The sequence below is a fragment of the Bradyrhizobium sp. USDA 4501 genome (genome assembly GCF_054062115.1).
Genome location: NZ_JBSSEX010000001.1, coordinates 2,351,041 through 2,370,328 on the forward strand (window position 1 = coordinate 2,351,041; position 19,288 = coordinate 2,370,328).

A 19,288-nucleotide genomic window follows, 5' to 3' on the forward strand; every position below is an offset into this window, starting at 1 on the left:
CCTCGCAATGACGTCGGAGACGGATCAAAATGAAAACGGCGGGCCCAGGCCCGCCGTTGTTGTCTCGATGGATTGCCGGGTCGAGTCCGGCAATGACAATCGGAAATATTAGTTGTCCAGGAAGCTCCGCAGCTTCCGCGACCGCGACGGGTGCTTCAGCTTGCGCAGCGCCTTGGCTTCGATCTGGCGGATGCGCTCGCGGGTGACCGAGAACTGCTGGCCGACTTCTTCCAGCGTGTGGTCGGTGTTCATGCCGATGCCGAAGCGCATGCGCAGCACGCGCTCCTCGCGCGGGGTGAGCGAGGCCAGCACGCGCGTCGTGGTCTCGCGCAGGTTGGACTGGATCGCGGCGTCGATCGGCAGGATCGCGTTCTTGTCCTCGATGAAATCGCCGAGATGCGAATCCTCTTCATCGCCCACAGGCGTTTCGAGCGACAGCGGCTCCTTGGCGATCTTGAGGACCTTGCGCACCTTCTCGAGCGGCATGCCGAGCTTCTCGGCGAGTTCTTCCGGGGTCGGCTCGCGGCCGATCTCGTTCAGCATCTGGCGCGAGGTGCGGACGATCTTGTTGATCGTCTCGATCATGTGCACGGGAATGCGGATGGTGCGGGCCTGGTCGGCGATCGAGCGGGTGATCGCCTGCCGGATCCACCAGGTGGCGTAGGTTGAGAACTTGTAGCCGCGGCGATATTCGAACTTATCGACCGCCTTCATCAGGCCGATATTGCCTTCCTGGATCAGGTCGAGGAATTGCAGGCCGCGGTTGGTGTACTTCTTGGCGATCGAGATCACGAGACGGAGGTTGGCTTCCACCATCTCCTTCTTGGCCTGACGGGCCTCGCGCTCGCCCTTCTGCACGCCGTGCACGATCTTGCGGAATTCGCCGATCTCGAGCCCGGTGAGCGCCGCAAGCGACTGGATCTCGTGACGCAGGTCCTTGATGCGGTCCTTCTCGTGATGGACGAAGTTCTTCCAGCCCTTGGCCGACAGCTTGGAGACGCGGTTGAGCCAGCGCGGATCGAGCTCGGAGCCCTGGTAGTTGCGCAGGAAGTCCTCGCGCGCGACGCCGTGGCTGTCGCCGAGGCGCAGCAGGCGGCCCTCGAACGAGACCAGCTTCTTGTTGATGTCGTAGAGCTGCTCGACCAGCGAATCGATGCGGGCCTGGTTGAGGCGCAGCGACTTCACCTCGACGATGATCTCGTCCTTCAGCTTCTTGTACTTGCGCTCCTGCGAGGGCGACAGCGACTCGCTCTGCAGCTGGTTGGCGATGTCCTGCTCCTGCAGGCGGCGCAGCTTCTTGTACTCGGACGCGATCTTGTCGAAGGTCTCGACCACCTTCGGCTTCAGCTCGGCCTCGATGGCGGCGAGCGACATCTGGTTCTCGAACTCGTCGTCGTCCATGTCGCCTTCGGCGGCGGCCTCGGCGGGATCCTTCTCCTCGGTGGCGGCTTCGCCACCGGCGGGCGCGGCGCGGAACGGGGTCGGCGACGGCGGCGCTGCCGGCGGCGCGACATGGGCCGGCGCACCGGCCTGCGCGTCGCCGCCATTGCCCTCAGCGGCGGCACCCTCGGCGCCGTTGCTGCCGATCAGGTTCGGATTGATGCCGCCCTTGGACTCGGGGCCGGCATAGGTGGCTTCGAGATCGATGATGTCGCGGAGGAAGATCTTCCCTTCGTTGAGCTCATCGCGCCAGATGATGATGGCCTGGAAGGTCAGCGGGCTTTCGCAGAGGCCCGCGATCATCGCCTCGCGGCCGGCCTCGATGCGTTTTGCAATCGCGATTTCGCCTTCGCGGGAGAGCAGCTCGACGGTGCCCATCTCGCGCAGATACATGCGCACGGGATCGTCGGTGCGCTCGCCGGGCTCCGACTTCTTGACCTCGGTGACGGCCTTCTGCGTGACCTCGACGAGCTCGTTATCGGTCTCGTCGTCGCCGTCGTCCTTCTCGTCCTCGCCCTCGCTATCGTCGGCCTCGGTGACGTTGATGCCCATGTCTGACAGCATCGACATGATGTCTTCGATCTGTTCGGGCGACGTCGTATCGGAGGGCAGCACTTCGTTGAGCTGATCGAAGGTCACGAAGCCGCGCTTCTTGGCCTGCTTGATCATCTTCTTCACCGCGGCATCCGACAGGTCGAGCAACGGCGACGGCGCGTCAGCGGCATCCTTCTCAGGAGCATCCGCTGCCTTGTCGTCTTTTTCCTTGTCCTTAACCTGCAGCGTCTTTGCCTTGGTGGCCATTCACTAAGCTCCCGAAACGCGGTCATGCAAAATGGCGCCACGCACGCGCATCCGCACGAAATCTAGATTTACTCTCTCGACGCACAAAGGGCGGCGCAATATCTCGCCACCCCTGTCATCCGTCTCGACGGTTTCCAATCTGCAATAGCCCGTCGCGTCTTCCGTAAAAGTGGACACCGGTTTTACGATCGGAAGACGCGACAGATCTAGATCTGACGCATTTTCTGACGGCGAACCGGGAACCACTTCGCCTGAAAATGCTACGGTAGCTATTAAGTTTCGCTTAACCCTGTTTTTGCAGCCAAACCATGGATTTGGCGAGTCTTTTCGCGGGTGCGGCCAGCGCCGTCCGCAGCATTTTTGTTATCAGACATTACGCTGGAACCGGCCCGATAATTCGCCGAACCCTTCAATCAGGGCTTCGGTCCCGTCGGCTTCTGCCATCCGGGCCTGGATATCCTGCAACCATGCCAGATTGGCCTCGCTGGAGTCTTCAGCCAAAGCCGCTTCCGCATCTTTTCTTTCCCTAAGTAAGGCGTGGGTTTTCTGATGCAAGGCAACGAGTTGACGCCAGGTTGATAAAACATCCTCGCGCGCCGCGCCGATCTGCGCACCCCACACCGCCTGGGTTGTGATCGCCCGCTCAACCCTTTGAAGAATAGGGGATAATCCGCCTGCTTCCAGGTCGGCCCGCATCTTCTCGGCCTGCTCCTCGGCGTCAGGGGAATGGTGATGGTCGTGGGCAAAGGCGGCGATGATGGCGGCCCTGAGCTTGTGGGCCTCGGGATGGGCGAGCTCCAGCGCCGCCACCTCCTCGAGATGGTCGTGCAGCAGCCAGGGGTGGTTGATCAGCGACTGCAGGATCAGGGCCTCGCGGCGCGAGATCGCGCTGCGCTGGCCGCGCATGATCGGGCTGTTGGCCAATTGGGGGCTGGCGGCCTGATAGGGACCCCGTGAAATCCCGGGGGTGGCACCGAACCGGCCGCCCTGCGGGCCTCCCTGTCGGCCGTTTTGGGCAGGTCCCCGGGGGACAAACTGGCGGGGTGATTCGCCGCCGCGGCCGCCGCCGAAATTGCCCCTTCCGTAGCCGCCGCGGCCATAACCGCCGCGGCCGCCCTCGGGCGCAAAATTGCGCTGCAGCCGCTCCTGCAGGTCCTGCCGGTAATAGCGGCGCACCACCTCGTCACGGATGCCATTGGTGAGCTCGCCGATCCGCGCCTCCAGCGCGGCGCGGCGCTCGGGCGTATCGAAATTGCCGCCCTCGATCTCGCGCGACCAGATCATTTCGGCGAGCGGACGCGCGGCCGAGATCACGTCCTCGATCGCGCCGCGGCCGCCGGAGCGGGCGAGATCGTCGGGGTCCTGCCCTTCCGGCAGCAGCGCAATCCGCAGGCTCTTGCCCGGCTTGAGCTGCGGCAATGCAAGGTCGGCAGCACGATAAGCCGCCTTCTGGCCGGCGCGGTCGCCGTCGAAGCAGAGGATCGGCTCGTCGACCATCTTCCAGAGCAGGCCGAGCTGGTTCTCGGTCAGCGCGGTGCCGAGCGGCGCGACGGCGCCGGGAAAGCCCGACGTGACCATGGCAATGACGTCGACATAGCCCTCGACGACGATCAGCTGTGCGCCGTCATGCGCGGCCTGCCGCGCGGTGAACAGATTGTAGAGATTGTCGCCCTTGTGAAACAGCGTGGTTTCCGGCGAGTTCAGGTACTTTGCCGGAACGTCCTTCTCCAGCGCACGCCCGCCGAATGCGATGACGCGGCCGCGGGCATCCGTGATCGGGAACATGACGCGGTCGCGGAAGCGATCGAACGGCACCGGCTTGTCCTCGCCGGACACCAGAAGCCCGGCCTCTACCATGTCGTCGGTGGAGATACCTAGTGCGCCGAGATGCTCCTTCAGCGCGAAGCGATCCGGCGGCGCATAGCCCATCCGGAACTGGAGCTGGGTCGCCGGCGAGATGGCGCGGTCGGCAAGATAGCCGCGCGCCTTGGCGCCGCCCCGCGAAGCCAGCGTGTCGGCGAAGAACTTGGTCGCCAGTTCCATCACGTCGTGCAGGGTGCGGCGGTGCTGCTCGTGTCGCGCGGCATCGGGCGTCACCGCCGGCAGCGGGACACCCGCCATCGCGGCGAGACGTTCCACCGCCTCGGGGAAAGTCACGCCCTCGGTCTTCATCAGGAAGTCGAAGATGTTGCCATTCAGCCCGGACGAGAAGTCGAACCAGGCCTGCTTCTGGTCGTTGACGAAGAACGACGGCGTCTTTTCCTGCTGGAACGGCGACAGCCCCTTCCACTCCCGGCCGGCCTTCTTGAGCTTGACGCGCCTGCCCACGACTTCCGAGACCGGAAGCCGGGCGCGCAGCTCATCGAGGAATTCGGGCGTGAAACGCATCAGTCAGGATTTTGGGCTCGGGCGGCGAATCGCGGACAACCGGTTAGCCATATAGCGGCACGGCCCGCCATGCCGAACAATGTGGGGCTTTTCCGGGCTATTCACAGGTCTGGCCCGTCGCGGCTCCGTCGAGCGGGTTACCCCCAAATCCACGGTGGAGAGCCTGTGCGGCAAGCTTGCCCCCTCCCCGCTTCCGGGATTGGATAGGCCATGTTCACGACATTCAGAGGCGGACAGAGCGGCGGCTGGCAGGTCACGTCCATCACGCGGGTGAAGGGCGAGACGCTGCCGAAGGTCGCGGCGTTGTCGATCGTTGCGAGCGAATCGATCGCGCTGCCGCTGCTGCCGGCGCAGACCTCCTGGCGGCTCGCCGGCGTCGCCAGCCATCTGCGCTACACCGAGAAGGAGGAGCGCGAGAAGCTCTTGGCCGTGCAGGCCGGGCTCGGCCGCAGCGAGGCAACGCACGCGGCGCTGATCCCGATCCGGAAATCCGCGGCGTGGTGGGAGCTCACGCAGGAGGAGCGCCGCAAGATCTTCGAGGACAAGTCGCACCACATCGAAGGCACCCTGAAATTCCTCCCCGCAATCGCCCGCCAGCTGTTTCATTCGCGCGACCTCGGCATGCCCTTCGACTTCCTGACCTGGTTCGAATTCGCCCCCGACCACGTCACCTTGTTCGACGAACTGGTCGGCATGCTGCGCGCGACCGAGGAATGGAGCTATGTCGAGCGCGAGGTCGACATCCGCGTGGTGCGGGAGGATTGACTTCTCTTTCGTGGTGGCCGGCACAGCCGTCAGAATGACGGCGTCGCTTCCGCTCGCCTATGACCCGGCAATCCATCAAGAGAATGACTATTGCGAAGTGAGATGGATGCCCGGGTCAAGCCCGCGCATGACGAAACATGCGGTACGTCCGAGCGCTAATGCTCGAGGAATTTTCCTGACGCGATCCGCGGCAGCTCGGTGACCGGCCAGTTGTAGAGATAGGTCCACGCCTCGCTCACATTGCCGTCGGCGAGCGTGACGGCAAGCATCTCGCGGACATATTCGGTCGGCGGCGGAAAGCCTTCGCCGCAGGCTTCGTACATGTCGAATTCACGCAGCATGGCCTCACGCTCCCGCAAGCGGAACAGCTCACCATGCACGATGTCCGCCGGATCGTCCGACACCACGAGGCCCGGATAATGCTTCACCAGATAGAGCCGGCCGCGGCACTGCGCCGGCCCGAGGAATTCGGCATTGCCCGCGAGCAGCTTCGCCATCGGATGGTCGAAGCCGCGCATCAGCGTGCCGTAGACGAAAAGAATATCGGAGGTCATAGGTTCAGTTGTCATTCCGGGATGGTCCGAAGGACCAGACCCGGAATCTCGAGATTTCGGGTCTGGTGCTAACGCACCATCCCGGAATGACAGAAAATCCCGGGGGACGCTAGGCCGCCGCCACCTCGTCCGTCACCACGACGAACTTCGTCAGCGTCATGCGGCCGAAGCTCGTGGTGAGGGCGACGTCGGCGGCGTCGCGGCCGGTCGCCATCAGGATGCGGCCGATCCGCGGCGTGTTGTGGCGGGCATCGAAGGTGTACCACTGGCCCGACAGATAGACCTCGAACCAGCCGGAGAAATCCATCGGCGCCGGGTCCGGCGGCACGCCGATGTCGCCGAGATAGCCGGTGCAGTAGCGTGCCGGAATGCCCATGCAGCGGCAGAAGGTGAGCGCCAGATGCGCGAAGTCGCGGCAGACGCCGGCGCGGCTTTCATAGACGTCGTGCGCCGACTTCATGTGATGGGCGTGCTGATAGCCGAACGTCACGTGGTGGTGCACGAAATCGGTGATCGCCTGCACCCGCGCCCAGCCCTGCGGTGTGTTGCCGAACAGCGACCAGGCGACATCGGTCAGCTTGTCGGTCTCGCAATAGCGGCTCGGCATCAGATAGAGCAGCATGTCGTCCGGCAATTGCTCGACCGGCAGCTGCTGTCCAGCCGGATTGACGATGTCAGGCAGTCCGGAATCGCGCACCAGCGCGCTGCCGCGGAAGGTGACGCCACCGCTGGGGGCAACGAGCCGCCCGCAGACATTGCCAAAGCCGTCGCGATAGAGGCCGATCGGCACGTCCGGTTCGGTCGAAAGGCGCTCGGTGCCGACGATGTCGGCGTAGCGCGACGGATGGATCGACAGCATGATCACCATCGGGGTCGGCTGCGCCGCCGCGTAGGTGATCTCGAAGCCGACCTTGATCTGCATCGTCAGGCCGTCTCCTGCTCCGCGTTCTCGCCGACCGAGACCACCTTGATGTCGACATCCATGCCGAGAAAGGCGTCCGCCGCGCCGAGATAGACGCCGTGCAGCGGGATCGCCTGGCGCGGGTCGCGCGCCACCGCGACGCGGATCAGATCGCGCGTGCCAACGATGCCGTTGGTCGGATCGAACTCGATCCAGCCCGCGCTCGGCAGATAGACCTGCACCCAGGCATGGGTCGAGCCGCCGCCGACATAGCCGTGCGCGCTGCCGGGCGGCATCGCGAGATAGCCGGAGACGAAGCGCGCGGCGACGCCGAGCCGGCGCAGCGCCTCGATCATGAACAGCGCATAGTCGCGGCAGGTGCCGGACTGCGTGCGCAGCGTGTCGAGCGGATGCTGGGTGCCCTGCTCGTAGCGCTTGCGATAGCTGAACGCCTCGCGGATGCCGTGGGTCATGCCGCTGAGGATCTTGAAAGTCGGCGTCGGCGCCTCGACATCGAGGAAGCGCCGCGCCCAGGCCGACAGCTCACCGTTCGGGTCGCCATATTGCGGCGTAATGAACTGCTGCAGGTCGGGGAATTCCTCATCGTCGTAGAGGAACGGATAGAAATAGGCGGGATCGTCCGGCGTCAGCGCAAACGTATCGGCCGGATTGTGCTCCACCGTCGCGGTCGAGACGAAGGACAGCATGTCGGCGCGCTCGTCGAAGGCGGCGATCGCCATGCTGTTGCCGAACACGTCGTGGATCCAGCGCAGCGACATCGGCTGTGGATCGATCACAAGTGCGCTGTCGAGCACGCGCAGATCATGGCCGTCACGGGGGCGCAGCATGATGCGGTGCTCGCCGAACGCCACCGGGCGCGCGTAGCGATAAACGGTCTTGTGATGAATAGTCAGCAGCGGCATCTTCAAACAATCATCGTGATTTCGGGCTGCATAATCTATAGAGAAAGCTGCCCGATTCCAGATCAGCATGCCGCCTGAATAGGCAAAGTTGAGGAAAAAAGCCCTTGAATTACGGAGGCGGTCCATCGTTCCTGCTCGCGAGCACCGACGCTTCACCGGTTCTTGAACACAATGCCGGCGGCCGCTCGCCGTTCCTGTTCACCTGCGACCATTACGGCAGGCTGATTCCCTCTCCGCTCGGCGATCTCGGCCTGCCCGAAGACGAACTCGTGCGGCACATCGCCTGGGACATCGGCATCGCCGGCGTCGCAACCCGCCTCTCGGACCGGCTCGGCGCGCATTTGATCGCGCAGCGCTATTCGCGGCTCGTGATCGACTGCAACCGTCCGCCGCATGTCGCAAGCTCGATCCCGCTGATCAGCGAGGCCACCACGGTGCCGGGCAATGAAGGCCTGTCGCGCGAGGCCGCCGAGATGCGCCACGCGCAGATCTTCGATCCCTATCACAAACGCATCGACGAGATCATCGACGCGCGCGCGCGTCGGGGCCTGCCGACGCTGCTGGTGTCGCTGCACAGCTTCACGCCGATCTACGCCGGCATCGCGCGACCCTGGCACATCGGCACGCTCTACCACCGCGACACGGTGCTGCCGCCGCTGCTGCTGAAGCATCTGCGCGCCGAGGGCGATCTCGTGGTCGGCGACAACGAGCCCTATGCGGTCAGCGACGAGACCGACTACACGATCCCCGTGCATGGCGAGGCACGCGGCCTGATGAACTCGGGCATCGAGATCCGCCAGGACCTGATCTCCGACCAGGCCGGCGAGACGGCGTGGGCCGAACGGCTGGCGCGCATCCTCGGAGAGATCGAGGCGACGCTGCGCATGGAAGCGCTGATCTAGCGACTAACGGTCAGCCAGGGCGTGGCCTCTAGCCCGAAGGCGGCTCGACGTGCTTTAATTGGCCGGGTTGAACTTCCAAGTTAGGGTAGTCCGTGGCGCCCGAGCGAGTGGAAAGGCGACTGGCAGCAGTGCTGGCGGCAGATGTCGCCGGCTACAGTCGCCTGATGGGAACGGACGAGGAAGGCACGCTCGCGCGGCTCAAGGCGGCCAGAAAAAATCTCATTGATCCAACGATCGCCGCTCATCGCGGCCGCATCGTCAAAACGACCGGCGACGGCATGCTGGTCGAATTCGGCAGCGCCGTCGATGCAGTGCGCAGCTCTGTAGAAGTCCAGAGCAGGATGGCAGAGCTTAACGCATCCGCACCGCAACAGCAGCGGATCGAATTTCGCATCGGCATTCACGTCGGCGACATCATCATCGACAACGACGACATTTTCGGCGACGGCGTCAACATCGCCGCGCGGCTGGAGAACATCGCGGACCCGGGCGGCATATGCCTGTCCGACGACGCCTACCGGCAGATCCGGGGCAAGGTCGATGCAGCCTTCGAAGACATGGGCCAACAGAATCTGAAAAACATCACTGAACCGATCCGCGCCTGGCGAATGAAGATTGGCGCCAGACCTTCGCCTGAGCGCCATCCAACTCCCGCCGAATCGCATCACATGCGCCCGTTTTCGGGAAAGCCCTCCATCGCGGTGCTGCCGTTCCAGAACATGAGCGGCGACAACGAGCAGGAGTATTTCGCGGACGGGATCGCGGAAGACGTCCTTACGACCCTGTCAAAGATACAGGAATTGATGGTGATAGCTCGCAACTCGAGCTTCGCGTTCAAGGGGCAGAACCGGGACATTCGCGAAATCGGGCAGATCCTGGGTGCTCGTTATCTGCTGGAGGGGAGCGTTCGAAAGATCGGCAATCGCATCAGGTTGACGGCGCAGTTGATTGATGGTCGAGACGGCGGTCATCTCTGGGCGGATCGCTTTGACGGAGACCTGGACGACGTGTTCGATCTCCAGGACCGAATTACGCAAGAGATCGTCGAAGCGCTTGAGGTCCAGTTGACGGTCGGCGAACGCGCGAGGGTGTGGAGAAAGCGCTCGGGCAGTCCGCTGGCTTATGAGTATGTTTTAAAGGGGCGCGCCCTGTACGTTAATTTCGCAAGGCAAACTCACGCACAGGCCCGGAAGCTTTTTGAACAGGCGCTGGAGATCAACGGCTCGTTTATGCCTGCGCTCTACTTGTTGGGTCTGACCCTGACTGACCAGGCGCGCTTCGGTTGGATCAAGGATGAAAATGAAGCGTATCAAGCCGCACTGGGCTGCGCTGATCGGGCTCTCGCCGCCGACCCCAGCTTCGGGGAAGCATACCTGGTGATCGGCTATGTTCGTACCTATCAACGCCGTCATGATGAGGCTGTGGCAGCAGGAGAAACCGCGATCAGCCTCGCTCCCAGCAGCTCTGACGCCCATCACATGGCGGGCATGTACCACGGCTACGCCGGCAATTTCCGAAAAGCCGTCCTCTACGAGGAACACGCCCAACGGCTCAGTCCGATTGAGCGCAACGAATCCATGGTGGACGAAGCGCGCGCAAGATTTCATCTCGGAGATTTCGCGGCGGCGCACGATATAGCCTCCCGCGTTCTGAGGCAGCGGCCGTTCTGGCTGACCGCGCAGTCGACACTCATAGCGGCGCTTTGGAATCTCGGCCGGCAAGATGAAGCGCGCATGATCTCAAGCGACTTGCTGGCGGGCCACCCCAATTTCAGCCTGGCCCGCTGGGCCAGGCTGCTTCCGTATCGCCGACAAGGCGACCTGGATGCATTGGTCAACCCGCTACGCATGGCGGGGCTCCCGGAGTGAAGACCCGTCACCTTACAATGCCGGCGCGACGCCACACGCCAGACACCTGCGCGGCCGCGACTGCTTATTCGATTGCTCGTTCGGCTTCTTGCGCATCTCCGCGGATGAGACACCGCAGGGATCGGCATATTCCGATTGGACCGGCTTTGCTGATTGCCCGGCCGGTTCGAAGCGCGATCAGGCAAACCCGATCAATTCGGCTGGCGCCGCCAGATGAACACCAGATAGAGCAGGAGAGGCAGGCCGAGCCCGGCCCACGAGACCGCATCCCACCAGCCGTCGCCAACCAGCGCGCTGATCAATCCGACCGTGCTCACGATCGCGATGACGAGCGGGGCAGCGAAGATCTGGGTCAATGAACGATGCGAGACCATGCTAACGTCACGACGATAATGCGGGGTTGTCGAGGGAGTCGGCGTTGGCGATCGCGCGTTCCTGGCTCACGCCCGCCTTGCGGCGACGCATCCACAGATACACGCCGGTCACGAGGATGAAGATGGTCAGGATGTCGAGCAGCGCCCAGACGATCTTGAGCGGCATGCCGCCATAGTCGCCGAAATGCAGCGGCTGCGAGACGAACAGGGTCGTCACATACCAGGGCATGTCCCTTGTGTCGGTCAGCTTGCCGGTTTCCGCGTCGATCAGCGCCGGCTTCAGCAGCCGCGAGGTCAGCGGCGTATCGCCGTGCAGGAACACCGCGTAGTGGCTCTTGCTGCTGAACAGGGTTCCCGGGAAGGCGACGAAACTCGGCGTCATGCCGGGCACCGCATGGGTGGCCACTTCGACCGCCGCATTCAGCGAGGTCAGCTTCGACGGCACCGGCCGGTCCTTGTACTGCGCGGTCATTTCGGCGAGCTGGCCGAACTGCCACATCTTGAGCACGAGGTCGGCCCAGGTGTTGATGACCCCGGTGAAGCCGACGACCAGCGTCCAGGCGACGAGCAGGATGCCCGCGAGATTATGGACGTCGAGCCAGCGCACGACGCGGGTCCGTTGCGCGCGATAGGCACCGAAACGCAGTTTCCGCATCGACGGCGCATAGACCACGATGCCGGAGATGATCGCGACGCAGAACAGGATCCCCATCAATCCGAGGAACAGCTTGCCGGGCAGGCCCGCGAACATGTCGGTGTGCAGCTTCAACATGATGTAGGTGAAGCGGCCGGTCACGTCGGGCGCATCGAGATAGGCGCCGGTATGGGTGTCCATCCGGATCAGCAAATTGTTGGTCGGATCGGCATCGATGGTCGGGCCGACGCTGACGAACATCGCGCTCGGATCGTCGCGATCCCAGATCAGGAAGTGAGGCACCTTTCCGGGCGCCTGCGCCAGCGCGTTGCCGAGCAGACGGTCCAGATTGGCCGGCGGCGCGCCTGGCGGCACGTCGGCCGGCTTGACCTGGCTGTGCAGGAGATCGTCGATCTGCTCGTGGAAGATCAGCGGCAGGCCGGTGATGCAGAGCAGCAGCATGAACAACGTGCAGGTGAGGCTGGTCCATTTATGGACAGCGCCCCATCGCCGCAAGGATCTGGTCGTCGCAGTCAATTTCGTTACCTAAAGCGCGATGAGATCAGGTTGGATCGTCATCGACCTTTAGCCTCTTGTTGAAGCATGATCTTTTCGGAAAACCGCTTCGCACTTTTCGGGATCATGCTTTAGTTCCAGGTGTACTTCATCGTGCCCAGTACCGTGCGGCCATTGCCGAGGCCGCAATAGGGAAGCCCGGTCAGGCAGGATGCAACGTAGAAGTGGTCGGCCAGGTTGGTCACGTTGACCTGCGCCTTCCATCCCTTCAGGTCCGGCCGCAGATAGGCGAAGTCGTAGCTGACCGACGCATCCAGCAAGGCATAGGAGGGAATGACAAAGGTATTGAAGTTGTCGCCGTAGGTCTCGCCGACATAGCGCACGCCGAGGCCGAGCCCAAGGCCCGCGAGCGCGCCGTCATACCAGCTATACTTGCCCCAGACCGCGACCTGGTCCTGCGCCGTGTTCATCATGTACTTGCCGGCATAGCCGGCAATGCTCGTCGTCACCCGCGGGTCGAGATGGGTGTATCCCGCCGTGATCTCGAGCTCGCGCGTGAGATTGCCCTTCAGCTCGAGCTCGAGGCCGCGGACGCGCACGGCATCGGTCTGCACGTTGAACAGCGGGTTTAACGGATCGGCCGTCAGTACGTCCTGCTGACGGATATCGAACGCCGCGGCCGTCACCATGAAGTTCGAGCCGTTCGGCTTGAACTTGACGCCGACTTCCGCGCCCTCGCCCGTCGTCGGCCTGAACGACCGGCCGGCGCTGTCGGCGCCGAGGTTGGGCGTGAACGAGGTCCCGTAACTGACATAGGGCGCAAGGCCGATATCGAACAGGTAGCTCAGGCCGATGCGCCCGGTTCGCGCCGAGTCATCGCGCGAATAGTGGCCGGCCGGCGGATAGAACGCCATGCTGGTGAAGCCGGAGCTGACCCAGTCCTGGCGGCCGCTCATGGTCAGCGTCCAGCGATCGAGCTTGATCTGATCCTGCAGATAGGCGCCGAGCTGCGACTGCCTGTCGTCGCGCAGAATGAAAGGCGCCAGCGAGCTGGCTAACGGAACGGCGGTGCCGTAGACCGGGCTATAGGCATCGATCGGCGCAATCGGCGTCGTGCGATAGTCCGTGTTCGCCCACAGATCGAAGTAGTCGACGCCGGCCAGCACCTTGTGGACCAGCGGCCCGGTGGCGAAATCCGCCTGCAGCTGATTGTCGAGCGCGACATTGGCGGCGTTGGCCTTGACGTAGTTGTAGGTGCGCGCGACCAGACGATCCGTCACCATGCCCTCGGTCCGCACCGAGGCGAGGTCGTTGCTGACCTGGGTGTAGCGGAGGTTTTGCCGGAACTGGAAGATGTTGTCGAAGCGATGCTCGAACGCGTAGCCGACCGCGAACTGCTCGAGATGATAGCCGTCCAGCCCGGGCTCGCCGAGGTAACGATTGTAGGGAATATGTCCGTTGGGGTTGGGCAGGAAGGACACCTGTCCCGGGACGTATTGCTGGTAACCCTTGTTGTCGACCTTCTGGTACTGCGAGAGCACGGTGAAGCTGGTGTCGTAGGTCGGGCGCCAGGTGAAGCTCGGCGCGAGGAACAGCTTGTTGTCCTGAACGAAGTCGGTCTGGCTGTTGCTGTCGCGGCCAAGGCCGACGATGCGGTAAAGCACCCGGCCGTCCTTGTCGGCCGGGCCACCGATGTCGAAGGCGCCCTGGAAGCGATCGAACGAGCCGAACGATCCCTCGATCTCGTAATGCGGCGTCTCGGTGGGCCGCTTGCTGACTAGGTTCAACAGGCCGCCCGGATCGGATTGTCCATACAGGCCGGATGACGGGCCCTTCAGGACCTCGATGCGCTCGAGACCATAGGTCTCGATGCGCGGGACCGCGAAGGTCGTGGTGTCGGTCGGCAGCCGCAACCCGTCGAGATAGCGTGGCGCGGTGAAGCCCCGCAGCTTGAACTCGTCGAAGAACGCGTTGGCGCCAAAACTCTCGATCGTCACGCCGGGCGTGTAGCGCAGTGCTTCGGTGATGTTCTGCGCACCCTGCGCCTGGATCTGATCCTGGGTGACGATCGAGATCGACTGCGGCGTCGTCAGCACCGGGCTGTCGGTCTTGGTTGCGGTGACGCTCTGGCTGGCGAGATAGCCGGTGACCGGCCCGTTGCCGCGCTCTCCGCCGCCACCCGCCCCCGGTGCTGGAACGTTCTGCGCGGGCGCCCGGTTCGCGATCGATCGCGGCGTCGTACGTGCAGGACGCGCCGCGCGTCGCGCCGGCTGCGTCCGCCGCGCCTGCTGCTGTTGTTTCGGCGCCTCGACCGTCACCGGCGGCAGCGCCGATTGCGCAACGCTTTCACGCGGCATCACCACACTCAGCACGAACAAACCACTACCGGCCATGTACCCGGCCGCCAGCGCAGTGCGACGAAACATCCGATCCCCGTCAACTCACATCGCCTTCATCCTGGCCGTCACTAACACGATGAAAGACGTACGCAGCCGATCGGTGATTAGAACACGTCCAGTGTTGGGCTTATCGCCGATGGTGTTGCGTGCTCGCAACGTGAACGCGGCGAAACTGCGTCAATGCGCCTCAGATTTTTCGAGCGCTTCTAAGGACGATTCTAAACTGCGTTTCGCTCCGCGATACTTCGAGTCAGTTCCGCGCACAGCGATCGAACGACGCCGTGCGCGGAAGCGATGATCGCAGTTGCGGTGCTCTCGCCGAGCTCAGCGTCAGACTTCGGTGACGTGCTCCGGATCGGCCGATGCCAGCGCCGCGGCACGCTCGGCGCGCGGCGGATAGATCCAGACGGTGTTGATCTCCCGCTTGGTCTTCTTGGCCACATCGCCGACCATCTCGACCTTGCGCTCCCAGCCGCGGGTGAACAGCGCACCGGCCTCGCCGAGGTCGAGGCAGGTGACATAGGCCTTCTGGTGATACGGCCTGGTCGGGACACCGAGCAGCTCGGCCGCGGCGTTGTTGCCGGCAAAGGCGCCCATCCGCGTCGCGTGCTGGCACGACATCAGCGCGTAATTGCCGACATCGTCGCATGCGGCACGCGCCGCATCGCCGGTGGCGAACACACCCGCGACCGACGGTACGCGCAGATCGCGATCGACCAGCAGCCGGCCGAAATTGTCGCGCTCCGCCGGGATCTGCGTGGTCAGCGGCGCGGCGCGAATGCCCGCCGCCCAGACCACGGTCGCGGCCTCGATATGCTCGCCGCTGGAGAGCGTGACGCCGGACTTGCTGACCTCGGCGACGCCGGCGCCGAAGCGGCCTTCGACGCCGAGCTTGCGCATCGCGTCCTCGATGATCGGGCGCGGGCCCTCGCCCATGTCGGGCGCGATCGCCACGTTGCGATCGACGATCACGACGCGCGGCTTGGCGTCGCTGCCGAGGATGTCCCGGAGCCGCGCCGGCATCTCGGTCGCCGCCTCGATGCCGGTGAAGCCGCCGCCGGCAACGACCACGGTGTCGCGTGCCACTGATGCCGGCTGCCTGGCGAGGTCGTGCAGATGGCGATCGAGCGCGATCGCATCCGCAAGATTGTCGACGCTGAAGCCATGCTCGGCGAGACCGGGTACGTTCGGACGGAACAGCCGGCTGCCGGTCGCCACCACAAGGCGATCATAAGGCAGCGTCTTGCGCGCGTCCTTGGCGGTGACGATCTGCACGGTGCGGGCCTTGGTGTCGACGGCTTCGGCGCTGCCCTGCACATAGACGACGTCGATCGCGTTGAAGACGTCGAGCAGCGGCGCGGTCAGTGTCTCCGGCTTCGGCTCGTAGAGCCGCGGGCGCACCACCAGGGTCGGCTCCGGCGCGACCAGCGCGATCTCGAGCTCCTCGGGCGAAACGCCCTTGATGTCGCGCAGGCGGGCTGCGGAGAGCGCGGCGTACATGCCGGCAAAGCCGGCGCCGATGATGACAATTCGCATGGGTATCTCCTCTGGGTTGGCAGTCTCTGATGTCCGCGCGTTGCCGCCGCTGCCTGCCGCTTGCGGCGAAGCCTGTCGCGATCGGCGACGCGAAGAGGTGAAACGAAAAGCGAGCGCCTATTGCCGGGCGGCGCAGCTCGACAGGAACGGCGTGCGCGCCCCGGGCATGCAGGCTGCGCGGCAGCCTCTCGCGCCCGACAGCGCTCCATGCTGAAGGCCGATCGGCAGCGCGGCCCCCGGGGAGCCAGTCCCGGTAGAGCGCCTGGGCGGCGTCGCTGATCATCACCGACGTCATGGCATCGGCGCCCTGAACGGCCTGCGCCGGCGCATCGGCATCCTCGCCGGTTGCCGACGTGAAGCGCACGGTGAGCGTAAGCCCGTACATCAGTGCAGTCGCGAGGACCCGGCGTCGCCGTGTCACTGCAAGGGAGCTACCGAAATCCTTCCAGGCCATCGCTTGTCTCCGTTGTTGGCGTCGGCGCCACGGTGATCTAGCGAATTGGCCTTATGAGTGCCCCAGAGCGATTGCCCGACCTGAAGAGCGATTGCGGCTACCGCAGACGGCGCCGCCAATCGCTCGGGGTTTCGCCGGTCAGCTTCCTGAACGCGGCCGCGAACGCGGTCTGCGAACTGTAGCCGAGCGCCGCCGCGATCGAGACCACGGATGCGTCGGTGTCGCGCAGCATGTTCATGGCCTGCTCGAGCCGGTGCTGGCGCAGCCAGGCATGCGGCGAGAGCCCGGTGCTTTCCTTGAAGGCGCGGCAGAAGTGAAAGCGCGACAGGCCGGCGTCCGCCGCCAGCGCCGCGAGCGAGACGTCCGCATCGCTGTCCGAGCGCAATCGCTCGATGGCGCGGCGCAGCGCCGTCGGCGCAAGACCGCCTACGGTCACCTGCACGGTCGCAGGCACGCCGGCGTGCGCCGACAGCAGGCGCGTGGCCAAAAGATCCGTCAGTTGCTGCCGGAACAGCGCATCCAGCGCCGCGCTGCCCTCGAGCGCATCAGCGGCGCTCAGCAGCAACCGCGATGTAATCGGATCGGGATGCCCGGTGCGCTCCAGCAGATCGCCGGGAGCGGCGGTGTCGGCCTCGCCGGCGACGCGCGCCAGCGTCGCATGCGGAAGATAGAGCTGAACGACATGCACCGACTGGTGAATATCCCAGCGCGAACTCGAGCCGGCCGGGATGATCGTCACGACCCCGGACCGGGCCGTTCCGATCGAAGCCACCCTGCCGGTGCGCCGCTCCAGCCGCTGCGAACCTGCGGGATAGCTCATGACGACGTGGTCGACCATCGGCCTGACCACGTCGTGCAGGGCGTCATGCTTCCAATAGGCGATCGCGCCGCTCGACGGGTCGGCCGCCATGCGAAGCGGCTGCGTCTTGAGCACGCGGGCCATCTCCTGGCCGGCCGGGCAGCGCGGACCGGCCGGTGCCTCGGCCGGCCGCGCTTCGGATGCGGCGGGCGAATCCCGCAAAGGATCGTGCAGGATCGGCTTACTCATCACCTGTACTCGCGTTTGAAGGCTCATGCGCTCCCTCCTTGCGGGCCGGTCTGTCGGACCCATGAGGCGCGGAACTGCCCGCCGGACCTAAGCGCCGCGCAGTTCGAATGTCTTTCCTGAAACGGCCATGCTTTGCCCAATTCTGCGCCAAGCGCGCGGCTGCGACATTTCTGCGTCCGGCACGGTTGATTGGACCAAAGCAGTTGAATTCATCCCGGAATCGCATTGCGCTGAACGACCGGCAGCATCGTTCATGATCGCGTGAGACAACTGGACTGCGCCGCAGCAATCCCGGATAATGAGTGACGGCTTCGCAGGCTGACTGACAAGTCCCTGCCCGGCTGCACATCAATGATGGACTCAACACGCATGGCACAGGCGGGCGCCTACGGGCAGCGGCTCGGGCAATTCCTACGCCTGAGGGATACGCCGCCGGCGCTGATCACGCGCACGCTGCGCAGCGCCGAACTCGCGGTCACCGAAACCCGGGACGACAACCCGGTGCCCGGGCTGTCCGGATCGCTCACCGCCGAGGATGCCTTTCTGGTCAGCCTGAAGCTGCACGATTATCCGGACTGCGAATTGTGGGAGGGCGGCAAGTGCCTCATGAAGCGGGACATCCCGGCGGGCGCGACCTATCTCTACGATCTCAAACGCGATCCGCGCTACGTGATCGACAAGCCGTTCCACTCGCTGTTCTTCTATCTGCCGCGCTCGGCGCTCACTGACTTCGCCGAACAGACCGGCTCGCCGCGCATCGGCGAACTGGCCTGCGAAATCGGCACCGGTCACGACGACGGCGTCATTCGTCATGTCGGGGCGCTGCTGCGCGAGGGATTGCACCGGCCGGACGAAACCAACCAGCTGTTCATCGATCACATGATGCTGGCGCTGACCGCGCACGTCACCCGGACCTATGACGGAATACAACATCCGACCGGACCGACCCGTGGCGGCCTCGCCGCCTGGCAGATCAACCGCGCCTGCGAAAAGCTCGAATCCGACCTCAGCGGGAAGATTTCGCTGAAGCAGATTGCGGCCGAGCTCGATCTGTCGGTCGGCCATTTTTCGCGCGCCTTCCGCATCTCCACCGGCCTGCCACCGCACCAATGGCTGCTTCAGCAGCGCCTGAAGGTGGCCAAGCAGCTGATGGCGGCGCGCGACCTGTCGCTGTCCGAGATCGCGATTTCGGCCGGCTTTGCCAATCAAAGCCACTTCACGCGGGTGTTTTCCGCCGTGGTCGGCGTCAGCCCGGCGGCGTGGCGGCGCGAGATGTACCGCCCGGCGAGAAGCGAGAGCTGAACAGCGCCGCGCTCAACCGGCGGGCGCAGCTTGAACGGCGTGCTTCGCATGCCATTTGGGACCCGGTCCGCGCATGTAGTGCAGCTCGGGCCGGTAGGGATCGCGAATTCGCGCGATCAGATTCTGCAAGCCCGCCGTAATCGCGTTCCAGCTGTCGCGCAGAGAGAGCAATGATGCGTGCGGTGACAGCATGGCGCCCCCTCAGTGCGGCTTGCCGAGCACGGACGCGAAGGACAGGATCACGATCTCCTCGCCGGACTCGTCGCTGACATGCACGACCCAGTCGCGCCAGTCTTCCAGGCTGACCGTTGCGACCAGCGATCGCATCATGCACGTCGCCGCCTCGCAGGCCTCCGAGAGGCTTGTCACCGAGGTGCCGCGGCGATCCATCAGCACCCCGTGCGTGGTCGAGCAATGGAAAAAGACCTGGGTCATGTGCGTATCCTCGCAAGCTCCGGACCAGAAGGTCATCTTTGGAGCTCC

The 19,288-nt window shown here is 64.4% G+C and carries 15 protein-coding genes; 4 read left to right on the forward strand and 11 right to left on the reverse strand.

All coding sequences use genetic code 11. From position 1 onward, the window contains the following. Positions 1–108: 108 nt before the first annotated feature. Both rpoD and dnaG read right to left on the reverse strand, forming a co-directional pair. Entirely contained in the window at positions 109–2,241 is a 2,133-nt protein-coding gene (gene rpoD, locus ACVWZM_RS10530) for an RNA polymerase sigma factor RpoD (RefSeq protein WP_225159702.1), read from the reverse strand. Positions 2,242–2,607: 366 nt separating this feature from the next. Next, on the reverse strand, positions 2,608–4,629 hold the full coding sequence (gene dnaG, locus ACVWZM_RS10535) for a DNA primase (protein WP_456853087.1): 2,022 nt from the start codon (positions 4,627–4,629) through the stop codon (positions 2,608–2,610). A 210-nt stretch (positions 4,630–4,839) separates the two neighbouring features. On the opposite strand from dnaG, the gene ACVWZM_RS10540 reads away from it, so the two are divergent. Beyond that, positions 4,840–5,394 (forward strand): chlorite dismutase family protein, encoded by a 555-nt coding sequence (locus ACVWZM_RS10540; protein WP_076827947.1) that lies wholly within the window; start codon positions 4,840–4,842, stop codon positions 5,392–5,394. A 155-nt stretch (positions 5,395–5,549) separates the two neighbouring features. On the opposite strand, the gene ACVWZM_RS10545 is transcribed toward ACVWZM_RS10540, so the two are convergent. From ACVWZM_RS10545 to ACVWZM_RS10555, 3 genes are all read right to left on the reverse strand, one after another. Next, entirely contained in the window at positions 5,550–5,948 is a 399-nt protein-coding gene (locus ACVWZM_RS10545) for a gamma-glutamylcyclotransferase family protein (RefSeq protein ID WP_316395585.1), read from the reverse strand. A gap of 109 nt (positions 5,949–6,057) precedes the next feature. Further along, entirely contained in the window at positions 6,058–6,870 is an 813-nt protein-coding gene (locus ACVWZM_RS10550) for a transglutaminase-like domain-containing protein (protein ID WP_456853089.1), read from the reverse strand. 2 nt (positions 6,871–6,872) lie between these two features. Beyond that, on the reverse strand, positions 6,873–7,772 hold the full coding sequence (locus tag ACVWZM_RS10555) for a transglutaminase family protein (RefSeq protein WP_168855223.1): 900 nt from the start codon (positions 7,770–7,772) through the stop codon (positions 6,873–6,875). Positions 7,773–7,876: 104 nt separating this feature from the next. Between ACVWZM_RS10555 and ACVWZM_RS10560 the strand changes: the two genes are divergently transcribed. Both ACVWZM_RS10560 and ACVWZM_RS10565 read left to right on the forward strand, forming a co-directional pair. After that, positions 7,877–8,674 (forward strand): N-formylglutamate amidohydrolase, encoded by a 798-nt coding sequence (locus ACVWZM_RS10560; protein WP_456853091.1) that lies wholly within the window; start codon positions 7,877–7,879, stop codon positions 8,672–8,674. A 128-nt stretch (positions 8,675–8,802) separates the two neighbouring features. After that, positions 8,803–10,542, forward strand: a complete 1,740-nt coding sequence (locus tag ACVWZM_RS10565) for an adenylate/guanylate cyclase domain-containing protein (RefSeq protein ID WP_456853093.1) — start codon at positions 8,803–8,805, stop codon at positions 10,540–10,542. A gap of 191 nt (positions 10,543–10,733) precedes the next feature. Here ACVWZM_RS10565 and ACVWZM_RS10570 read toward each other — a convergent pair whose 3' ends face one another. From ACVWZM_RS10570 to ACVWZM_RS10590, 5 genes are all read right to left on the reverse strand, one after another. Beyond that, positions 10,734–10,916, reverse strand: a complete 183-nt coding sequence (locus ACVWZM_RS10570) for a hypothetical protein (protein WP_057018065.1) — start codon at positions 10,914–10,916, stop codon at positions 10,734–10,736. Positions 10,917–10,923: 7 nt separating this feature from the next. Beyond that, entirely contained in the window at positions 10,924–12,066 is a 1,143-nt protein-coding gene (locus tag ACVWZM_RS10575; RefSeq protein ID WP_456853095.1) for a PepSY-associated TM helix domain-containing protein, read from the reverse strand. 131 nt (positions 12,067–12,197) lie between these two features. Then, positions 12,198–14,459, reverse strand: a complete 2,262-nt coding sequence (locus tag ACVWZM_RS10580) for a TonB-dependent siderophore receptor (RefSeq protein WP_456856680.1) — start codon at positions 14,457–14,459, stop codon at positions 12,198–12,200. Between the two features lie 336 nt (positions 14,460–14,795). Then, the gene (locus tag ACVWZM_RS10585; protein ID WP_057018068.1) at positions 14,796–16,001 is read right to left on the reverse strand and encodes an NAD(P)/FAD-dependent oxidoreductase; all 1,206 of its coding nucleotides are present in this window, start codon (positions 15,999–16,001) and stop codon (positions 14,796–14,798) included. 551 nt (positions 16,002–16,552) lie between these two features. Continuing rightward, on the reverse strand, positions 16,553–17,503 hold the full coding sequence (locus ACVWZM_RS10590; protein WP_253641112.1) for a helix-turn-helix transcriptional regulator: 951 nt from the start codon (positions 17,501–17,503) through the stop codon (positions 16,553–16,555). A 369-nt stretch (positions 17,504–17,872) separates the two neighbouring features. Between ACVWZM_RS10590 and ACVWZM_RS10595 the strand changes: the two genes are divergently transcribed. Beyond that, positions 17,873–18,805, forward strand: coding sequence for a helix-turn-helix transcriptional regulator (locus ACVWZM_RS10595; RefSeq protein ID WP_057018071.1), 933 nt, complete (start codon positions 17,873–17,875; stop codon positions 18,803–18,805). Between the two features lie 201 nt (positions 18,806–19,006). On the opposite strand, the gene ACVWZM_RS10600 is transcribed toward ACVWZM_RS10595, so the two are convergent. After that, positions 19,007–19,240, reverse strand: a complete 234-nt coding sequence (locus tag ACVWZM_RS10600) for a DUF6894 family protein (protein ID WP_028333132.1) — start codon at positions 19,238–19,240, stop codon at positions 19,007–19,009. Between the last annotated feature and the right edge of the window lie 48 nt (positions 19,241–19,288).

Coding starts and splice junctions, on each gene's coding strand:
- rpoD (WP_225159702.1), bottom strand. CDS start 2,241: ATGGCCACCAAGGCAAAGACGCTGCAGGTTAAGGACAAGGAAAAAGAC.
- dnaG (WP_456853087.1), bottom strand. CDS start 4,629: ATGCGTTTCACGCCCGAATTCCTCGATGAGCTGCGCGCCCGGCTTCCG.
- ACVWZM_RS10540 (WP_076827947.1), top strand. CDS start 4,840: ATGTTCACGACATTCAGAGGCGGACAGAGCGGCGGCTGGCAGGTCACG.
- ACVWZM_RS10545 (WP_316395585.1), bottom strand. CDS start 5,948: ATGACCTCCGATATTCTTTTCGTCTACGGCACGCTGATGCGCGGCTTC.
- ACVWZM_RS10550 (WP_456853089.1), bottom strand. CDS start 6,870: ATGCAGATCAAGGTCGGCTTCGAGATCACCTACGCGGCGGCGCAGCCG.
- ACVWZM_RS10555 (WP_168855223.1), bottom strand. CDS start 7,772: ATGCCGCTGCTGACTATTCATCACAAGACCGTTTATCGCTACGCGCGC.
- ACVWZM_RS10570 (WP_057018065.1), bottom strand. CDS start 10,916: ATGGTCTCGCATCGTTCATTGACCCAGATCTTCGCTGCCCCGCTCGTC.
- ACVWZM_RS10580 (WP_456856680.1), bottom strand. CDS start 14,459: ATGGCCGGTAGTGGTTTGTTCGTGCTGAGTGTGGTGATGCCGCGTGAA.
- ACVWZM_RS10585 (WP_057018068.1), bottom strand. CDS start 16,001: ATGCGAATTGTCATCATCGGCGCCGGCTTTGCCGGCATGTACGCCGCG.
- ACVWZM_RS10590 (WP_253641112.1), bottom strand. CDS start 17,503: ATGAGTAAGCCGATCCTGCACGATCCTTTGCGGGATTCGCCCGCCGCA.
- ACVWZM_RS10595 (WP_057018071.1), top strand. CDS start 17,873: ATGGCACAGGCGGGCGCCTACGGGCAGCGGCTCGGGCAATTCCTACGC.
- ACVWZM_RS10600 (WP_028333132.1), bottom strand. CDS start 19,240: ATGACCCAGGTCTTTTTCCATTGCTCGACCACGCACGGGGTGCTGATG.